Annotated in this window: 18 protein-coding genes, 1 tRNA gene and 1 pseudogene; 3 read left to right on the forward strand and 17 right to left on the reverse strand. The window is 61.4% G+C overall.

The window, feature by feature from the left end; genetic code table 11:
• Window positions 1–34: 34 nt before the first annotated feature.
• Together WA904_RS20425 and WA904_RS20430 are read right to left on the reverse strand one after the other, a co-directional pair.
• Entirely contained in the window at window positions 35–1,012 is a 978-nt protein-coding gene (locus tag WA904_RS20425; RefSeq protein WP_425198965.1) for a TAXI family TRAP transporter solute-binding subunit, read from the reverse strand.
• A 30-nt stretch (window positions 1,013–1,042) separates the two neighbouring features.
• Window positions 1,043–2,371 (reverse strand): aspartate aminotransferase family protein, encoded by a 1,329-nt coding sequence (locus WA904_RS20430; protein ID WP_425198983.1) that lies wholly within the window; start codon window positions 2,369–2,371, stop codon window positions 1,043–1,045.
• Between the two features lie 217 nt (window positions 2,372–2,588).
• On the opposite strand from WA904_RS20430, the gene WA904_RS20435 reads away from it, so the two are divergent.
• Window positions 2,589–3,848 carry a D-amino acid dehydrogenase gene (locus tag WA904_RS20435; protein WP_425198966.1) on the forward strand — a complete coding sequence of 420 codons (1,260 nt, stop codon included), beginning with the start codon at window positions 2,589–2,591 and terminating at the stop codon, window positions 3,846–3,848.
• Here the strand turns inward: WA904_RS20435 and WA904_RS20440 are convergent.
• The 9 genes and pseudogenes from WA904_RS20440 to WA904_RS20480 all read right to left on the reverse strand — a co-directional run bounded on the left by WA904_RS20440 (window position 3,808) and on the right by WA904_RS20480 (window position 8,908).
• Window positions 3,808–4,710 carry a LysR family transcriptional regulator gene (locus tag WA904_RS20440; protein ID WP_425198967.1) on the reverse strand — a complete coding sequence of 301 codons (903 nt, stop codon included), beginning with the start codon at window positions 4,708–4,710 and terminating at the stop codon, window positions 3,808–3,810. The two genes, WA904_RS20435 and WA904_RS20440, sit on opposite strands and share 41 nt — an antisense overlap.
• A 135-nt stretch (window positions 4,711–4,845) precedes the next feature.
• Window positions 4,846–5,166, reverse strand: a complete 321-nt coding sequence (locus WA904_RS20445) for an I78 family peptidase inhibitor (protein ID WP_425198968.1) — start codon at window positions 5,164–5,166, stop codon at window positions 4,846–4,848.
• A gap of 143 nt (window positions 5,167–5,309) precedes the next feature.
• Entirely contained in the window at window positions 5,310–6,035 is a 726-nt protein-coding gene (locus WA904_RS20450) for a hypothetical protein (RefSeq protein WP_425198969.1), read from the reverse strand.
• A 64-nt stretch (window positions 6,036–6,099) separates the two neighbouring features.
• Window positions 6,100–6,630 carry a M35 family metallo-endopeptidase gene (locus tag WA904_RS20455; protein WP_425198970.1) on the reverse strand — a complete coding sequence of 177 codons (531 nt, stop codon included), beginning with the start codon at window positions 6,628–6,630 and terminating at the stop codon, window positions 6,100–6,102.
• A 693-nt stretch (window positions 6,631–7,323) separates the two neighbouring features.
• A pseudogene (locus WA904_RS20460) lies at window positions 7,324–7,551 on the reverse strand (recombinase family protein); the annotation flags it as partial.
• A gap of 159 nt (window positions 7,552–7,710) precedes the next feature.
• Window positions 7,711–8,022, reverse strand: coding sequence for a hypothetical protein (locus WA904_RS20465; RefSeq protein WP_425198971.1), 312 nt, complete (start codon window positions 8,020–8,022; stop codon window positions 7,711–7,713).
• Between the two features lie 94 nt (window positions 8,023–8,116).
• The gene (locus WA904_RS20470) at window positions 8,117–8,452 is read right to left on the reverse strand and encodes a hypothetical protein (protein WP_425198972.1); all 336 of its coding nucleotides are present in this window, start codon (window positions 8,450–8,452) and stop codon (window positions 8,117–8,119) included.
• 79 nt (window positions 8,453–8,531) lie between these two features.
• A complete protein-coding gene (locus tag WA904_RS20475; protein WP_425198973.1) occupies window positions 8,532–8,738 on the reverse strand; it encodes a hypothetical protein in 207 nt (68 codons plus the stop codon).
• Complete coding sequence (locus WA904_RS20480) at window positions 8,735–8,908, reverse strand: hypothetical protein (protein WP_425198974.1); 174 nt, start codon at window positions 8,906–8,908, stop codon at window positions 8,735–8,737. Before WA904_RS20480 ends, WA904_RS20475 begins: the two co-directional genes overlap by 4 nt.
• A 235-nt stretch (window positions 8,909–9,143) precedes the next feature.
• Here WA904_RS20480 and WA904_RS20485 point away from each other — a divergent pair, with 235 nt between their 5' ends.
• Entirely contained in the window at window positions 9,144–9,596 is a 453-nt protein-coding gene (locus WA904_RS20485; protein WP_425198975.1) for a hypothetical protein, read from the forward strand.
• Here the strand turns inward: WA904_RS20485 and WA904_RS20490 are convergent.
• The 6 genes from WA904_RS20490 to cysS all read right to left on the reverse strand — a co-directional run bounded on the left by WA904_RS20490 (window position 9,564) and on the right by cysS (window position 15,253).
• Window positions 9,564–9,656: transfer RNA gene (locus WA904_RS20490), tRNA-Ser, on the reverse strand. The genes WA904_RS20485 and WA904_RS20490 overlap by 33 nt on opposite strands.
• A 52-nt stretch (window positions 9,657–9,708) precedes the next feature.
• Window positions 9,709–10,983 carry an aspartate kinase gene (locus WA904_RS20495; RefSeq protein ID WP_425198976.1) on the reverse strand — a complete coding sequence of 425 codons (1,275 nt, stop codon included), beginning with the start codon at window positions 10,981–10,983 and terminating at the stop codon, window positions 9,709–9,711.
• A gap of 151 nt (window positions 10,984–11,134) precedes the next feature.
• Window positions 11,135–12,085, reverse strand: coding sequence for a tRNA lysidine(34) synthetase TilS (gene tilS / locus WA904_RS20500; protein WP_425198977.1), 951 nt, complete (start codon window positions 12,083–12,085; stop codon window positions 11,135–11,137).
• 31 nt (window positions 12,086–12,116) lie between these two features.
• Window positions 12,117–13,094: an acetyl-CoA carboxylase carboxyltransferase subunit alpha gene (locus WA904_RS20505; protein WP_077595674.1), complete on the reverse strand. Its 978-nt coding sequence runs from the start codon at window positions 13,092–13,094 to the stop codon at window positions 12,117–12,119.
• Between the two features lie 28 nt (window positions 13,095–13,122).
• Complete coding sequence (locus WA904_RS20510) at window positions 13,123–13,821, reverse strand: DNA-3-methyladenine glycosylase family protein (RefSeq protein WP_425198978.1); 699 nt, start codon at window positions 13,819–13,821, stop codon at window positions 13,123–13,125.
• Between the two features lie 55 nt (window positions 13,822–13,876).
• Window positions 13,877–15,253: a cysteine--tRNA ligase gene (gene cysS, locus WA904_RS20515; RefSeq protein WP_425198979.1), complete on the reverse strand. Its 1,377-nt coding sequence runs from the start codon at window positions 15,251–15,253 to the stop codon at window positions 13,877–13,879.
• Window positions 15,254–15,537: 284 nt separating this feature from the next.
• Here cysS and WA904_RS20520 point away from each other — a divergent pair.
• On the forward strand, window positions 15,538–16,133 hold a 596-nt coding region (locus tag WA904_RS20520), incomplete at its 3' end, for a tetratricopeptide repeat protein (protein ID WP_425198980.1).

The following is a 16,133-nucleotide window of genomic DNA, read 5'->3' on the forward strand; positions in this document are numbered from 1 at the left end:
GGAGTGCGGTTTGCAGCTGGCGTGCTGCGCCGGATTACTTGATCCAGCCCTTTTCCTTGTAATAACGCGCAGCACCTTCGTGCAGCGGCGCGCTGAGGCCATCCTTGACCATGTTCTGCGGGTTCAGGTTGGCCAAAGCCGGATGCAATTTCTTGAACTCGTCAAAGTTTTCGAAGAGAGCTTTTGTCACTTGATACACCGTCTCGGGCGAGGTCTTGGCCGAAGTCACGACGGTGGCCAGTACGCCATAGGTTGCGGTGGGCTGCGGGTTGTTCGGGTACAGGCCGCCCGGAATCGTGACCTTGGCGTAATAGGGTTTGTCAGCCACCAGCTTGTCGATGACCGGGCCAGTCAGGGACACCAGCTTGGCGCCGCAGGTGGTGGTCGGGTCCTGGATGTTCGCCGACGGGTGGCCTACGCCGTAGAAGAATCCGTCGATCTTGCCGTCACACAGTGCGGGACCGTGCTCGTCGGCCTTGAGTTCGGAAGCCAGCGAAAAGTCGCCCAGCTTCCAGCCCATGGCGTTGAGCAATTCTTCCATCGACGAACGCGTGCCGGAGCCGGGGTTGCCAACGTTGAAACGCTTGCCCTTGAAGTCTTCGAATTTCGTGATGTTGGCTTCCTTGCGGGCCACCACCGTGAAAGGTTCGGGATGCACCGCAAACACGGCGCGCAAATCGCTGTAGGCGCCATCCTTGTACTGGCCCAGGCCCTTGACAGCGTTGTATTGCACGTCCGACTGCGTGAAGCCGAAGTCCAGCTCACCCGCCTTGATGGTGTTGACGTTGAACACCGAACCACCCGTAGACTCGACCGAGCAGCGGATGCCATGCTTGGCGCGGTCTTTGTTGACCAGGCGGCAGATGGCGCCGCCCGCAGCGTAATACACGCCCGTGACGCCGCCCGTGCCTATGGTCACAAACTTCTGCTGGGCCATGACAGGCGCAGTGGCAAGTGCGCCGGACAATGCTGCGGCGGCGACAAGGGCTTTAAAAATAAACGCTCTGGACATTGCAATACTCCTCGTTGAAAAATCGATTGGTCATGGTGATGAAAGTGCGGCCCGGATAGCAGCATCAAGCCGCTCGACGATCTGTGCCAGCTCGGAATCGCTGGTGATGAAGGGCGGGGCCAGCAGCACATGGTCACCATAACGACCATCGACCGTGCCGCCCATCGGGTAAACCATCAAACCGCGCGCCATCGCCTCCTTCTTGATCAGAGCATGCAGTTTGCGTGCCGGATCAAAGGGCTGCTTGCTAGTCCGGTCCTGCACCAGCTCGATCCCCCAGAACAGGCCGCGCCCTCGGATGTCTCCTATTTGTGCATGCGCACCAAAAGCATCGAGCAGCAAACCTTCCAGACGGGCACCGCTGTTCCGCACGCACGCCAGCAGTCCATCACGCTCGATGACACGCTGCACCGCCAGCGCGGCAGCACAGGCCACGGCATGGCCCAGGTAGGTATGGCCGTGCTGGAAAAAACCGCTGCCGGAAGACATGGCCTCCACAATTTTTTTCTGTGCCAGCACCGCACCGATCGGCTGGTAGCCGCCGCCCAGTCCTTTGGCAATCGTCATGATGTCCGGCACCACACCTTCAAAATCGCAGGCGTGTAGCGTGCCGGAGCGGCCCATGCCGCACATCACCTCGTCCAGGATCAGCAGCACGCCATGGCGGTCGCAGACCTCGCGCACCGCCTTGAAGTAACCCGGCACCGGCACCAGTACGCCGGCCGTTGCGCCGCCTATGGTTTCGGCCACGAAGGCGATCACCCTGTCGGCGCCCAGCCGCTGTATCTCTTCTTCCAGTTCCCGGGCGAGGCGCTGGCCGTACTGCACCGGCGTCTCGTTGCCGAGCTGCTCACGGTAGGGGTAACACGGCGCCACATGCGTGACCGGAATCAGGATGGGTGCAAACGGCGCGCGCCGCCACTCGTTGCCGCCCACTGCCAGTGCACCCAGCGTGTTGCCGTGATAGCTCTGCCGGCGTGCGATGAAATGCGTGCGTTGCGGCTGGCCGGTCTCGACGAAGTACTGGCGCGCCATTTTCATCGCCGCCTCGACGGCTTCGGAACCACCGCTGACAAAGTAGACGTGGCTCATGCCCGCAGGCGCGGTGCGTATCAATTGCTCGGCCAGCTCCTCGGCGACCGTTGTGGTGAAGAAACTGGTGTGCGCATACGCCAGCCTGTCAATCTGCGCATGCATCGCTGCCAGCACATCGGGGTGGCCATGGCCCAGGCAGGACACCGCTGCACCACCGGACGCATCGATATATTGCTTGCCACCGGCATCGGTCAGGTAAACGCCTTTGCCGCTCACGGCAACAGGCGGCGTGTGCTGGAGGTGGCGGTGGAAAACACGGGTCAGGGTCATGCGGAGTCCATGGATCGAATGAAGGCGAGTGTACGGAAAGCAGGTACGCCCTGTGATGCTGATTTGCCGAAGAGCCATAACCAAAACTCATGGCTTGCTGGCGATGCAGGTCGCCCATGAGTTGCGGGCATGGCACCCTGCCCTGTTGGCATTTTTCAGGACACCCCGCCTGGCCTAAATTCAGCGTGTACCCACAACCACTGGACAATTCATGCATGTGTGCATTCTGGGCGCAGGCATCACCGGCCTGGCCGCAGCCTGGCAACTTCACCGCGAAGGTTTCTACGTCACCGTGATCGACCGTGCTGGTGCCGGCGAAGGTGCCAGCGCTGCCAATGGTGCGCAACTGAGCTACGCGTATGTGCAGCCGTTGGCCGACCCCTCGATCTGGCGGCAACTCCCGCAGTTGCTGCTGGCCCGCGACTCGCCGCTGACGCTGCGGCCGCAGTTCGACCCGCACCAGTGGGCCTGGGGCCTGCGCTTTCTGGCAGCCTGCCGCGGCAGCGTGTCACTTACCACCACAGCCCGCCTGCTGGCACTGGCCGCGCAAAGCCGGACAGGCTTCGAGCGCCTGCTCGCCGAGGAGCAACTGGACTGCGATTTCTCGGCCACCGGCAAACTGGTCCTGTACCCGGACACCGCCTCGTTTGCTGCAGCGCGCCGCCAGATGGCGCTGCAGCGTGCCCTGGGCAGCGAGCAGACCGCCGTGACGGCGCAGGAGTGTGTCGCCATCGAGCCCGCACTGACGCACTACCAGGCCCACATCGCCGGCGCCATCCACACGCCGGGCGAATGTGCGGCCGATTGCTACAAGGTCTGCCAGGAGCTGCTGCGCCTGCTGCGTGCTCGCGGCGTGCGTTTTCTTTTCAACACCGAAGTCACTCGGATGGTGCTGCGTGGAGGCCGCGCCGTCGCGGCGCTGACTGCCGCTGGTCCGCTCGAGGCCGATGCATTTGTGGTCGCCCTGGGCACGGCGTCCCACTCTCTGGGCCGCACCCTGGGCCTGCACCTGCCGGTGTACCCGCTCAAGGGTTACAGCATCACTTTGCCCATCAGCGACAGGGACGGCGGCGCCCCCCATGTGAATGTGACCGACGCAGCGCGCAAGGTGGTGTTTGCACGCGTGGGCCAGCGCCTGCGTGTGGCAGGCATGGTCGAGCTGGTCGGCAACAACACGCAGATACCTGCGGCGCGCATTGACACGCTGACCAGGGCTGTGCGCGAACTGTTTCCAGATGGCGGCAACTTCTCCGCCAGCGAGCCCTGGACTGGCCTGCGCCCGGCCACACCCACAGGCCGGCCCATCATTGGCCGGCTACCAGGCACCCCGGCCAACCTGCTGTTCAATACCGGCCACGGCGCGCTGGGTTTTACCCTGGCTTTTGGCAGCGCACAGCAGATTGCCGACCTGCTGCACGCCAGCCCCCGCCCTACGCAATCTGTTGCAGGGCCTGTGTCATGCAGCGCGTGAAGGCCCGGCTGACCAGCGAGTTGGGACGCGCCGTGGGACGCAGGGCCTTGACCGTGACCGGGATGGCGGGCTCCAGCGCCAGCACATCCACCTTGCTCCGGTCGGCCGACGCGGCGGTGCAGCCCTCGACCAGAGCCACGCCCACGCCGTGGTGCGCCAGGGCCAGTGCCACATGGTAAGTCTGCACCGTCATCACCGGCTTGAGGCCCGGACTGTTCTCGCGCAGCACATGGCCCAGCGTCACGCCCAGGGGGTCGCGCTTGTCCAGCGCAATCACCGGCAGGTCGGCCAGCTGCGCGAAGCTGAGTACCCCGGCCTTGAGCTGCCGCGCGCCAAGCAGCCCCTTGGGCACGATGCACATGACCTGCCGCTCGCCGATCTGCTCATGCGACAGCGCAGGATGGCTGATGGCGCTGAAGACATAACCCACATCCGCTTCCTGCAGCACCAGTGAAGAAACAATCTGCGGCGAATGCAGCGCTTCATGGGCCACGGCCACGTCAGGGTACTTCTCGCGAAACAGGCGGATGGCGCGCGGGAACACTTCGTAGCTCAGGGCCAGCACCGTGAGCACACGCAACTCGTCCTGGTTGCCACGTCCGGTCTTCAGGCTGCTGGCCAGCCGCTGAACCTCGTCAAGCTGGGCAAACAGGCGTTCGATGTGCGGATACAGCGTCTGCGCCTCGGTGGTAGGCGTGAGCCGGCCCCGGACCCGCTGGAACAACGCAAACCCCAGCTGGATTTCAGCGTGCTGCAGCGTGCGGCTGACAGCCGGCTGCGTGACGTTGATCAGGCGCGCCGCCGCGCTCACACTGCCCGTGAGCATGACTGCGTTGAAAACCTCGATGTGCCGCAGGCGCATGTTTTTTCCTTCTCGCCAGCGGAAAGGGATTCATGAAGCCGGCAGCCGTATTATGGGCAGCAGGCCGGTGCCATCCCGGCCATCGCTGCCCGACATGCGACCTGGCACCACGCCGCCACGCCGATACGCAACGAGTTAACCGCAGCGCACCCGCTGGACAACACCTGCGGCATCCACATCCAGGTTGAGGCGCTGCGCATTGAACTCCATGGTGACCACCTGCTTGGGCCAGAGCACCCGCGCCATGTAGGAACCCGACCGCTGGCGCGCCTCTTCAACCGTGCTGGCCGCGGCTCTTTTGCCCACAGCAAACTGGGCGCCCTCCGCATTGCAGGCCGTCCCCGGCGGTGGCGGCGGCATGGGGCTGCCAGTGGAAGGAGTGCCTGGCGCGGCACAGCCGGCCAGGACCACAAGACCCGCCAACGCCACGCCCGTCGTGATGAGTTTCAAAGACATAGGTTCTCCGTGATGAAAGCGTCACCATAACGCGGCCAGCCGGACAGGACGCCCACTTTTACGACTGGTTGCGTACCAGACAGGCAAATACCGTAGCAAAAAGACGCACGCTGTCGGGTCACACGGCTCAGTCTGGCAACCGCTTATAACAAGCTACCCCGGACTCTGATTCGATTTAGCGGCTGCACCAGCTTCTTGCCCCCCACACACCACCGCCTCTGGCCTGCCAGATTGACCCATTGGCCACCTTCCGACACATTGAACATGAGGATCGAATAGAACACACCGCCTGCCGTCACCAGAGCAAGAATATTGGGCGTTGCGACCACTCCCCCACCAAGGCTCGCCTGTATGGCCGCGACCTCGCCATGCGTCCAGGCACCCGCGGGATTGAAGCCTGTGACATCTGCAGGCAGGTTTGCAAAAAAATTCTGTTTGACGGTCTGGTTGACGCCAGCGTTTCCAACAATTGTTCCCACGTGAAAGGCACTCATCACACCCAAGTGAGTTCCTCGCGCAATCAGACAACCACTCATGTAGCCCGTCAGAATGTCGTTGCCACCGATTTGCAGATGAGAGGTGCGGCCGGGAGCATAGTCGAGCCAGCTATGCGGAACGGTTGCCCGCATTGCAAGCCCAAGTGTGGCGTTCACGTTGACCAGCAAGGGTGGATCTATGACAGCTTGGTGACCATCCAGCCCGTCATAAGTCAAGTTATTGGAAACCATCACGCTGGGAACAAGAGCCCCGTTCAGGGGGCCGATCGCATCGTTCGGCTTGTTCCAAAGATATCGGACGCCGGGTCTGAAATATTGCTCGATCATGCCTTTCCTTCTTGTGCTTTTTAGATCGCGAAGCTTGTGGTTCAACAGGGCAATTGCTGCTTGATCTGGAGATCGAAGTATGCCAATGCCCAAAGAGGAGTTTCCCGGACTACATGCAGGCTTCTATGAAAAACCCATAATTGTCAGCATTCCATGCAGCGTATTCGGGATCAGCGCCAGCCAATACCAGCGCGGCTGCCTCGTAATGCTCGTCATAAAACCTGTCCGGCTTATTGGTACCGAGAATTGCATGCGACATCTCATGCGCGATAGTGATTACCTGATTTCCCTGCACCCCGGGGTTGGCCATATTGGCTGCGGTCCATATTGAAGGCTGGTTATTGAAACTGGGGCCCAGATAGACGATCCACTGCCCGGTGGTGGAATGCGGCAGCTGGTAAGTGTGACCATAGTCGGTGGCTGTTGGGTCAAATATGCGCGGCTGAATTACTACTGTATTGGGTGAAGTCAGGAAGGTTACAAAACGGGTCATCTTTGCGAGAACAATGTCTCGCCGTGCCGCATATCCGCCAAACCACTGGCGAAACTCTGGCCCACGAGCCGTCGCGTTCGCCAGAGCGGCATTTACACCCCTGACCATCCCGCTCCAGATTGGCTTGAACTGTTGCTGGGTGACCATTGCATGTGGTGTTGGAAGGAGCGTATATCGTGCAGGCATCTCTTAAACCCCTCTGATGATTTGGTTGTTCATTTGATCCTTCATGATGCAGATTCATCCACGCCGTGCACCGGCTAGACAAATCGGCCGTCGAACCACAGACGACTCTAGAGCGAAGCTCTCAGACTTGCATCCTCCAAATAGAGTAGACCCTGCAAAACGTCACTTCGGGCTTGCTTGGTGCTGACCAGCAGACATAACCGTAGCCAGCGCTCCCATCGCAAATGCTGTCCGTGTTGACTGGCATGTTATCCGCGTCTCTCAATCTCTAAGGCCTGACAAGATGCAATGCTCTAGCCGCGCTGACCATCCCCGCATCCTTTGCCCAATCTGGATTGGCTTCCATATGCCTCTTCAAAAGCAAAGCGGCCTCGTCGTTTCGCTTGAGAATGCCGAGTGAAAATATGGCCTCCTTCACGCCCGTAGACTGTCGTACTCTGTCGGGCTCGAGTCGAAGGGCCTCGTAGACGACCGATACGCAATTCTGGTGTTGATCTAGCTGATGTAACGCCACCGCCATGCCAAGTAGGGGCATGCGGTTCCATTAGGCTCTACCGGACCTATAACGTTCGAGGTAACCGGCGACCGAAGGCAAAGAGCCGCGCAGCGGCGCACGACGCCGGGCGTCCGTGTTGACCGACCAGTTAGGGAGCACTAGCCGCATACGCACCTGACGTCACGAACATTCCGACGTTGACTCGAGTCCAAGAACGGGTTCAGGAGAATTGTCTCGACGCGATAACCGCGAGTTCCGCATCGGCTAACCAAAGCACCAGCAGCTTTTATATCGGCCAAGATAGAAAGCAAGTCAGGCAGTGACCGCGCAACACGGTCAAGCTTGTAGATCACGAATACATCGCCAGGGCGCAAAGCCTCCAAGCTTTTTTGCTGATCTGGCCCGGACTGTTAGCGCAGTGCCGGGCTTTTTTATTTCCGTTGAACCCTTTGGTTCACTTATCCCTAATAGATAAATTAAGCGGCGCTGCGCGCCGCCGGGGCCTGCGGCCATCCCGGCGGCATCGAGAGCGCCGCCGGTAGTTCTCATGCCGGGTAGGCGTCTGGCCAGACGCTCTTGTCATGGGGTTGCACCCCATCCGCTTCGCGCCCCGGGGACGTGCCGTCCCCCCTAAAGGGCTCCAGCGTGACGATGAACAGCAGACCGGCCACTTCGAGCAGGTTGGTTTTTGCGGCACCGGTTTCCGTGGTGGCCGCTGTCACCAGCGGATTGGCGGTTTGGGCGATGGCTGAACCCACGGTGAGGGACACGCCAGAGACAAAGGCCACAGCCTTGTTTTTTTGCTCGACCACGTAGGCCAGTGCCTTGGAGGCCGTGTTTTTGATTGCTTTCCACATTTGAACTTCTCCTAGTTGGTGGCCGGAGGACATCCCCGAACTACACCGGAAAGAACCTCGACGTTTCCCAACGCTGGAGGCCTTCCCGCTGAAGTTAGGTCGCTGCGGCAGCGCTGGAGCCGCCGGCATTGCGGCGCAGCTGGGACGCAGGGATGGGGGTCAGGTCGGTGAGGACCGCGCAGATGTCGCCCTTGTTGTCGCCCCAGTCAGGCACCTGCAGGGCGAAGGTGGCGCGGAACGTGCCAGGCACGCATTTTTTCTGGAGGGCTTCGTCGCGGGTGCGGAGTGCGCCCACGGTGACAACGGTTTCGCCGTCATCGCCGAGCAGGATGGAACGGGCGGCGAAGTGCGGGAACTTGTTGCCTTTGGCCGTGGTGCGCTCTTCGCTCTCGACGGTGAGGATGCGAACGGTGGAGGAAAAAGTGGTCATGGTGAAATTCCTTTGATCGATGGTTGATGTGTTGCCGGAACCCGGCCCGAAGCCCTCACGCGAAGGCTTGAGGCTGGGTTCACAGGGCGATCACTTCGAGCAGCGAGCAGGGCTTGCAATCGCCCTTGCCACCACCCGCCCAATCAACAATGGCGTTGCCGGTGCGGACGCGAACGACGCGACCACGGTAGGAGCCCATGCGGACGGTGCAGCCCCTGCGGACGTAGCGCAGGCCGGTTTTGTCGCGGTTGACGGAGCCGAGGGGGTTTCTGTTTTCGGTGGTCATTGCTGGCACTCCATGACCACGTACATATGCGGCACTTGCAGCAGCGCACCCAACACCACGTAACCCGTCATGCGGTCAGGCACCGGGACCACACCATCGAACGGACCGACGCCCTCACGATGCCCGCGCTTGACTGCCCAGCGGATGAAGAAACGCGGCGAGGTGCACACCCCCTGCCCATCCTCAGCGCCAGAGGCACCTGGGGCCTCGGAATTTTTAGCAGGGGGAGTGCAAACGGTGAGGGTCTTTGCGGACCCGAGTTTCCCTGTAGTGAGGTGTATCGCCATGGAGTGCCTTCCAGTTGAGTTGACCGATAATTACCTTTTAAATAGGTAAACCAATTTAATTTGGTAATTTGGAATATACCAATATTTTTTGGTATCAACAAGCCATAGGAGCGCACACATGCCCTTAAAAGACACGATTGAGACCGCATCAGCGGCAGCAGGAAATCAGTCGAAACTCGCGGCGATGATCGGAGTGACTCCGCAAAACATCAGCGACTACAAAAATGGGAGATTGACTTGCGGCTTGAAAAAGCGCATTCAGATAGCAGAAATTGCGGGAGTAGATCGGCTGCGAACGATCTTCGAATATTTCGAAGACTCGCTAGATGCAACTGATGAATACGAGGCCCAAGCCAAGGCGACGATACGGGCAATGCTCGACGCGTTCCCACCTGAGACCGATCAGGCCCCAGAAAGCAAAAAACCCCTCGGAGCAAAAAGCTCGCAAGGGGTATCTTGGCGGAAACGAATGGATTCGAACGTCGATGTAGCTCCACAGCCAGGCACAAAAAAGCCGCCCGAAGGCGGCTCTTTATCTTGGCGGAAACGGAGGGATTCGAACCCTCGATGAGGCTCTACACCCCATACTCCCTTAGCAGGGGAGCACCTTCGGCCACTCGGTCACGTTTCCTGATTTCTGGCTGAGCCCGGATTATCTCACGACTTGGCAGCCTGTCCACCCCTCAAGGGCTTGTGGCGGGCTGGTCGAGGTCAAACGCCTTGTGCAGGGCGCGCACGGCGAGCTCCATGTACTTTTCGTCGATCACGACCGAGGTCTTGATTTCGCTGGTGGAGATCATCTGGATGTTGATGCCCTCTTCGCTCAGGCAGCGGAACATCTTGCTCGCAATGCCGACGTGGCTGCGCATGCCGATGCCGACGATGCTGACCTTGCAGATCTTGGCGTCACCGGTGATTTCCTGCGCACCCAGCTTGGGCAGCACTTCGGCCTTGAGCAGGTCGACGGCCCGTGCATAGTCGTTGCGATGCACGGTGAAGCTGAAATCGGTCAGGCCACCCTTGCTGATGTTCTGGATGATCACATCGACTTCGATGTTGGCATCGGCCACGGCGCCCAGGATCTGGTACGCAATGCCCGGGGTGTCGGGCACGCCGAGGATGGAGATTTTGGCTTCGTCGCGGTTGAACGCGATGCCCGATACGATGGCTTGTTCCATTTTTTCGTCTTCCTCAAAACTGATCAGGGTGCCGGACTTGGCCTCTTCGTCGATGTCGATGTCCCAGGGCGTGAAGCTCGAGAGCACGCGCAGGGGCACCTTGTACTTGCCCGCAAACTCGACCGAGCGGATCTGCAGCACCTTGGAGCCCATGGACGCCATTTCCAGCATCTCCTCGAAACTCACGGTCTGCAGGCGGCGCGCCTCGGGCACGACCCGCGGGTCGGTGGTGTACACACCGTCCACGTCGGTATAAATCAGGCACTCGTGCGCCTTCATGGCAGCCGCCACGGCCACGGCCGAGGTGTCCGAGCCGCCGCGGCCCAGCGTGGTGATGTTGCCGGCCTCGTCGGAGCCCTGGAAGCCGGTGATGATGACCACCCGGCCGGCGTCCAGGTCGGCGCGCACGCGTTTGTCGTCTATCGACTCGATGCGGGCCTTGGTGTAGGCGCTGTTGGTCTTGATGGGCACCTGCCAGCCTGCATAGCTGACGGCTTCCATGCCCTCGGACTGAAGCGCAATGGCCAGCAGTGCGCTGGAGGCCTGCTCGCCGGTGGCGGCCAGCGCGTCAAGCTCGCGGTGGTAGGCATCATTTGCCTTGGCGGGGGCCAGCTCTTTGGCCAGGCCCAGCAGGCGGTTGGTTTCGCCGCTCATCGCACTGGGAACCACCACCATCTGGTGGCCGGCGCGCGCCCATTTGGCCACGCGTTTGGCTACGTTGCGGATACGCTCTGTCGAGCCCATCGACGTGCCACCGTATTTATGAACGATCAATGCCATTGCAGGGTGTCAATCAGGAGTTGGTTGCGAACATTGCTATTGCTGAGGGCGGCCTTGCCGTTTTCACCCCGTACAGAAGACCAGGGGCCGCCAGCAAAGCCTTCAATTATACCTAGGACAACTACCTAGATAAGCCCGCGCCAACAAGCGTTTACGCGGTGTACTGCAACCGGTCCCCGACACGCGTCACATGGCCTGATGCAATCTTCAGATGGATCTGATGGCCCCGTGTGGTGCAGGCTGCCACCTGCGAGAGCAATTGCTCAAGCTGCGCCGCGCTGGGCGCGGCCTGGTGGAAGTCGCGCAGCCAGGTGCGCAGCGCGTTGGCCTGGCGTGCCGGCGACAAACCCTGCAGGGCTTTGATCGCGGGCGGGTTCCCCAGCGCTTTCAGGTCTTCGCGCGCCACCTCCAGCAGCAGCGCCTGCGCCTGGGCCGCGTGCTGGGCGCTGCGCGCAAAAGTTTCGCGAAACTGGGGAAAGGTCTCCGCCAGCGCGGGCAACAAACGGGCGCGGATGCGGTTGCGGGTGAATCGCTCGTCGGTGTTGGTGGGGTCTTCAATGAAAGCCGCACCCCTGCGCGCCAGCCAGGCGCGGACTTCGGGCGCCGGCACCTGCAGCAAGGGGCGGTGGTACGCCAGCCCGTCGCGCTGCCAGCTGGCCGGCATGGCGCTCAGGCCGGGCAAGCCGGCGCCGCGGCTGAGCGCCAACAACATGGTTTCAACCTGATCGTCGGCATGCTGCGCAAGCGCTATGCTTTTAATAGCTGATTGCGCCCATTCCTCATGGGCCAGGACCCGAAAAGCCTCATAACGCGCATTGCGGGCCGCATCTTCCGGGCTCTCGCCCGGCGCATGCCCGGCCATGACGCGGCGCACGCGCAAGGGCACCTGCAGCTGCGCACAGACTGCTTCGCAATGGCTGGCAAAATCATCGGCCGCGGCCTGCAGCCCGTGGTGCACATGCAGCGCCCTCACCTGCCCCGGCCATTTTTCGGCGCAGGCCAGCAGCAAGGCCGTGGAATCGGCACCGCCGCTGTAAGCCACGGCCAATGGCAATTGCGGAGAAAAGACGCGCAGGGCGTCGTCGACGGTGGTGGTGCTCATGTCACGTCAGCCACCGCAAGGCGGGGCCAGGCTATTTGGCGTCAGCCTTGGTGTCGGTGTAGCGGCCATAACTCTGCAGGCGCTCGTAGCGGCGGTCCAGCAGTTCCTTGACCTTGAGGTCGCTGACCTGGCGGAAGGCGTCATTGAGGGCACGCTTGAGGAAGGCGGCCATCTGCTTGTGGTCGCGGTGTGCGCCGCCCACGGGTTCGTTGACGATCTTGTCTATCACGCCCAATGCCTTGAGGCGGTGTGCGGTGATGCCCAAGGCCTCGGCTGCCTCCTCGGCCTTGTCGGAGGTCTTCCACAGGATGGAGGCGCAGCCTTCCGGGCTGATTACCGAGTAGATCGAGTACTGCAGCATCACCACCTGGTCGGCCACGGAAATGGCCAGCGCGCCGCCGGAGCCGCCTTCGCCGATGATGGTGGTGATGATGGGCACCTCAAGCTGCGCCATCTCGAAGATGTTGCGTCCGATCGCTTCGGACTGGCCGCGCTCCTCGGCGTCGATGCCGGGGTAGGCGCCGGGGGTGTCGACAAAGGTGAACACCGGCAGCTTGAACTTCTCGGCGGTTTTCATCAGGCGCAGCGCCTTGCGGTAACCCTCGGGCTTGCTCATGCCGAAGTTGCGCAGGCCGCGTTCCTTGGTGTCGCGCCCTTTCTGGTGGCCCAGCACCATGCAGGCCGTGCCATTGAAGCGCGCCAGACCGCCCACAATGCTCAGGTCATCGGCGAAATGCCGGTCGCCGTGCAGCTCGACAAAGTCGGTGAACAGTTCATTGACATAGTCGAGCGTGTAGGGCCGTTCGGGATGGCGCGCGATCTTGGTGATCTGCCAGGGCGTCAGGTCGCTGTAGATGTCCTTGGTGAGCTGCTGGCTTTTCTTGGCGAGCTGGTCGATTTCCTCGGAAATATCGACGGCCGACTCGGTTTGTACATAACGCAGCTCTTCAATTTTCCCTTCAAGCTCCGCAATCGGCTGCTCGAAATCGAGGAAGGTCTTCTTGGCCATGGTCTGCTCCTCAGGCTTGCTTTGAAATTCAGGTCTTCTCGGTGCCCAGAACCGGCAAGGGGTCCAGCGAGCGCCAAATATACCAAGTTGCGACGCTGCAATAAGGCGCCCAGGCGGCGGCCACCTCGCGCGCATCGCTGCGGCTCACCGATTCACCGGAAAAATAGTTCTGGCTGATGCCGCTGATCAGGCCCACATCGTCCAGCGGCAACACGTTGGGGCGTGTCAGGTAAAAAATCAGGAACATCTCGGCCGTCCAGCGGCCAATGCCGCGAATCGCCACCAGCTCAGCAATGATGGCTTCGTCGTCCATCGCCTGCCAGTCCTTCACGTGCACCGTACCCGCATCGAAATGGATGGCCAGGTCAACCAGGTATTCGATCTTGCGCGCGCTCAGGCCGGCGGCACGCATGTCGTCCACCTTGAGCTTGAGCACATTGCCCGGGGTCATCTTTTTGGGCAGGGCGTCAAACCGGTGCCAGACGGTTTGCGCAGCCTTCACAGAGATCTGCTGGCCGACAATGCTGCGCGCCAGCGTGCTGAAGGCGTCGCCGCGCGACTGCAGGCAGGCATCGCCAAACTGCGGGATCAGGCGCTTCATGACCCGGTCTTTCCTGACCAGGTGTTTGCAGGCCTCAGCCCAGTAGCCGGGAACGATGGTGGTGACGCGCTCCGTCACATCGGCCAGCTCGGCACGGGCCGGCCCGCTCTTTACTATCTTTTTCATAGCTGCTTGCGCCCGCCCCTCAAGGGCCAGAGGCCAGTTTTTTCCGAAAAATAAGTCACGATTTCGCCTCCCAGGTCGTGCCGGCCGGCGAGTCTTTCAGCACAATGCCGCGTGCCAGCAAGTCCTGGCGAATGCGGTCGGCTTCCAGAAAATTCTTGCCGGCCTTGGCAGCAGCGCGCTGCTGGATCAGGTCCTGGATGGCGGCTTCGTCCAGGCTGGCACCGGCCTGCAGAAAAGCCGCCGGATCATTCTGCAACAGGCCCAGGCAGCCACCCAGGACCTTGAGCAGACCCGCCAGTTCGGCAGACCGGGTTTTGTTGACTTCGCCAGCCAGGTCGAACAGCACGGCCACGGCTTCGGGCGTCCCGAAGTCCTCGTCCATGGCCGCCCTGAAACGGGCGGCGAACGGGTGGTTCCAGTCCAGCCTGATATCGGCCGGCTGCACAAGATGCAGCGCGGTGTACAGCCGTTTAAGGGAATTGCGGGCATCGTCCAGGTGCGCGTCGCTGTAGTTCAACGCGCTGCGGTAGTGCGCTCGCACAATGAAAAAACGCACAGTCTCGGCATCGTACTTCGCCAGCACCTCGCGGATGGTGAAGAAGTTGCCCAGGCTCTTGGACATTTTTTCGTTGTCCACACGCACAAAGCCGTTGTGCACCCAGAAGCGGGCCAGAGGTTTGCCGTTGGCGGCTTCGCTCTGCGCGATTTCGTTTTCGTGGTGCGGAAACTGCAGGTCGGCGCCACCCCCGTGGATGTCAAAGGTTTCGCCCAGGGTCTGGCAGCTCATGGCCGAGCACTCGATATGCCAGCCGGGCCGGCCCGGACCATAGGCGCTCTGCCATTTGGCGTCATCGGGTTCCGTCGCCTTCGCCGATTTCCACAGCACGAAGTCGAGCGGGTCTTCCTTGCCGTCCAGCACGGCCACACGCTCGCCGGCACGCAGCTCGTCCAGCGATTTACCCGAGAGCTTGCCGTAGCCCGGAAACTTGCGCACGGCATAGTTCACGTCACCGTTGCCCGAGCGGTAGGCCAGGCCTTTTTGCTCCAGGGTTTCGATCATGCCCAGCATCTGCGGTACGTATTCGGTGGCACGCGGCTCCAGGGTGGGCGGCTCGATACCAAGGGCGCCAATGTCCAGGTTCATCGCCACGATCATCTCGTCTGTCAGCGCGCGGATGCTGATGCCGCGCTCCACGGCGCGCTTGATGATCTTGTCGTCGATGTCCGTGATGTTGCGCACATAGGTGACCTGATAGCCGCTGGCCTTGAGCCAGCGCTGCACGATGTCAAAGGCCATCATCATGCGGGCGTGGCCGATGTGGCACAGGTCATAAATCGTCATGCCGCAGACATACATGCGTACATGGCCGGGAACCAGGGGCGAAAAATCTTCTACGGCACGCGTCAGCGTGTTGTAAATGCGAAGGCTCATGAAAAGTCTGGGTGTTCAGTCCGGCTGGAAACGCCGTAACCGGAAGGAGTCGCTGGAACGGGGGCAGGTCATCAAGTGCATCAGCAAAGGGGAAAGCTGCTCCGGAAATCAATCCACTGGGAACGCGTACGGTGATTTTTCACCGCGGCTTAAACTATACCCCTCAGATACAATCGCCCAGTATATCCAGCTAGGTAGAAGCCCTTGCGCCCCGCAGCCAGCTGCAGGGCCGGCTTTTCAGGTTCCTGTTTCATACCAGCCACTCCATGCGCTCCAGAGGAAATATGTCCAAGTCAGCTTATCTTTCAACCCAGGCGCTGCCGACCGCCCTGCGCTGGCTGGCGCTGGCTGCGGCCCTGTTCGTGACGGCCGCGCATGCCGACGACTATGCCGACGTGAATGCCCTCGTACGGAGCGGCCAGCTCCCCCAGGCGCTGGCCAAGGCCGACCAGTACCTGGCCGCCAAACCGCGCGACCCGCAGATGCGCTTTATCAAGGGCGTGATCCAGACCGAAGCCGGCAAGCCGAACGACGCCATCGCCACCTTCACCAAAATCACCCAGGACTACCCGGAGCTGCCGGAACCCTACAACAACCTGGCCGTGCTCTACGCCGGCCAGAACCAGTTCGACAAGGCCAGGGCTGCCCTGGAAATGGCCATACGCACCAACCCGAGCTACGCCACCGCCCATGAAAACCTGGGCGATGTGTATGCCAAGTTGGCCAGCCAGGCCTACAGCAAGGCCCTGCAGCTCGACGGCGGCAACAGCGCCGTGCCGCCCAAGCTGGCACTGATACGCACCCTCTTCAATGCCGAACCCAAGGCCCAGAAACCTGCGACAGCCACCCCCCCGCCTCCCGCCGTAGCCCAGGCGCCTGC

The sequence above is a fragment of the Polaromonas sp. genome (genome assembly GCF_049790275.1).
In the GTDB taxonomy this organism is placed as follows: Bacteria; Pseudomonadota; Gammaproteobacteria; order Burkholderiales; family Burkholderiaceae_C; genus Polaromonas.

Bases quoted from the DNA above. Each gene is read 5' to 3' on its own strand.
- WA904_RS20425 (WP_425198965.1), bottom strand. From the start codon at position 1,012: ATGTCCAGAGCGTTTATTTTTAAAGCCCTTGTCGCCGCCGCAGCATTG.
- WA904_RS20435 (WP_425198966.1), top strand. From the start codon at position 2,589: ATGCATGTGTGCATTCTGGGCGCAGGCATCACCGGCCTGGCCGCAGCC.
- WA904_RS20440 (WP_425198967.1), bottom strand. From the start codon at position 4,710: ATGCGCCTGCGGCACATCGAGGTTTTCAACGCAGTCATGCTCACGGGC.
- WA904_RS20445 (WP_425198968.1), bottom strand. From the start codon at position 5,166: ATGTCTTTGAAACTCATCACGACGGGCGTGGCGTTGGCGGGTCTTGTG.
- WA904_RS20455 (WP_425198970.1), bottom strand. From the start codon at position 6,630: ATGGTCACCCAGCAACAGTTCAAGCCAATCTGGAGCGGGATGGTCAGG.
- WA904_RS20465 (WP_425198971.1), bottom strand. From the start codon at position 8,022: ATGTGGAAAGCAATCAAAAACACGGCCTCCAAGGCACTGGCCTACGTG.
- WA904_RS20470 (WP_425198972.1), bottom strand. From the start codon at position 8,452: ATGACCACTTTTTCCTCCACCGTTCGCATCCTCACCGTCGAGAGCGAA.
- WA904_RS20475 (WP_425198973.1), bottom strand. From the start codon at position 8,738: ATGACCACCGAAAACAGAAACCCCCTCGGCTCCGTCAACCGCGACAAA.
- WA904_RS20485 (WP_425198975.1), top strand. From the start codon at position 9,144: ATGCCCTTAAAAGACACGATTGAGACCGCATCAGCGGCAGCAGGAAAT.
- WA904_RS20495 (WP_425198976.1), bottom strand. From the start codon at position 10,983: ATGGCATTGATCGTTCATAAATACGGTGGCACGTCGATGGGCTCGACA.
- tilS (WP_425198977.1), bottom strand. From the start codon at position 12,085: ATGAGCACCACCACCGTCGACGACGCCCTGCGCGTCTTTTCTCCGCAA.
- WA904_RS20505 (WP_077595674.1), bottom strand. From the start codon at position 13,094: ATGGCCAAGAAGACCTTCCTCGATTTCGAGCAGCCGATTGCGGAGCTT.
- WA904_RS20510 (WP_425198978.1), bottom strand. From the start codon at position 13,821: ATGAAAAAGATAGTAAAGAGCGGGCCGGCCCGTGCCGAGCTGGCCGAT.
- cysS (WP_425198979.1), bottom strand. From the start codon at position 15,253: ATGAGCCTTCGCATTTACAACACGCTGACGCGTGCCGTAGAAGATTTT.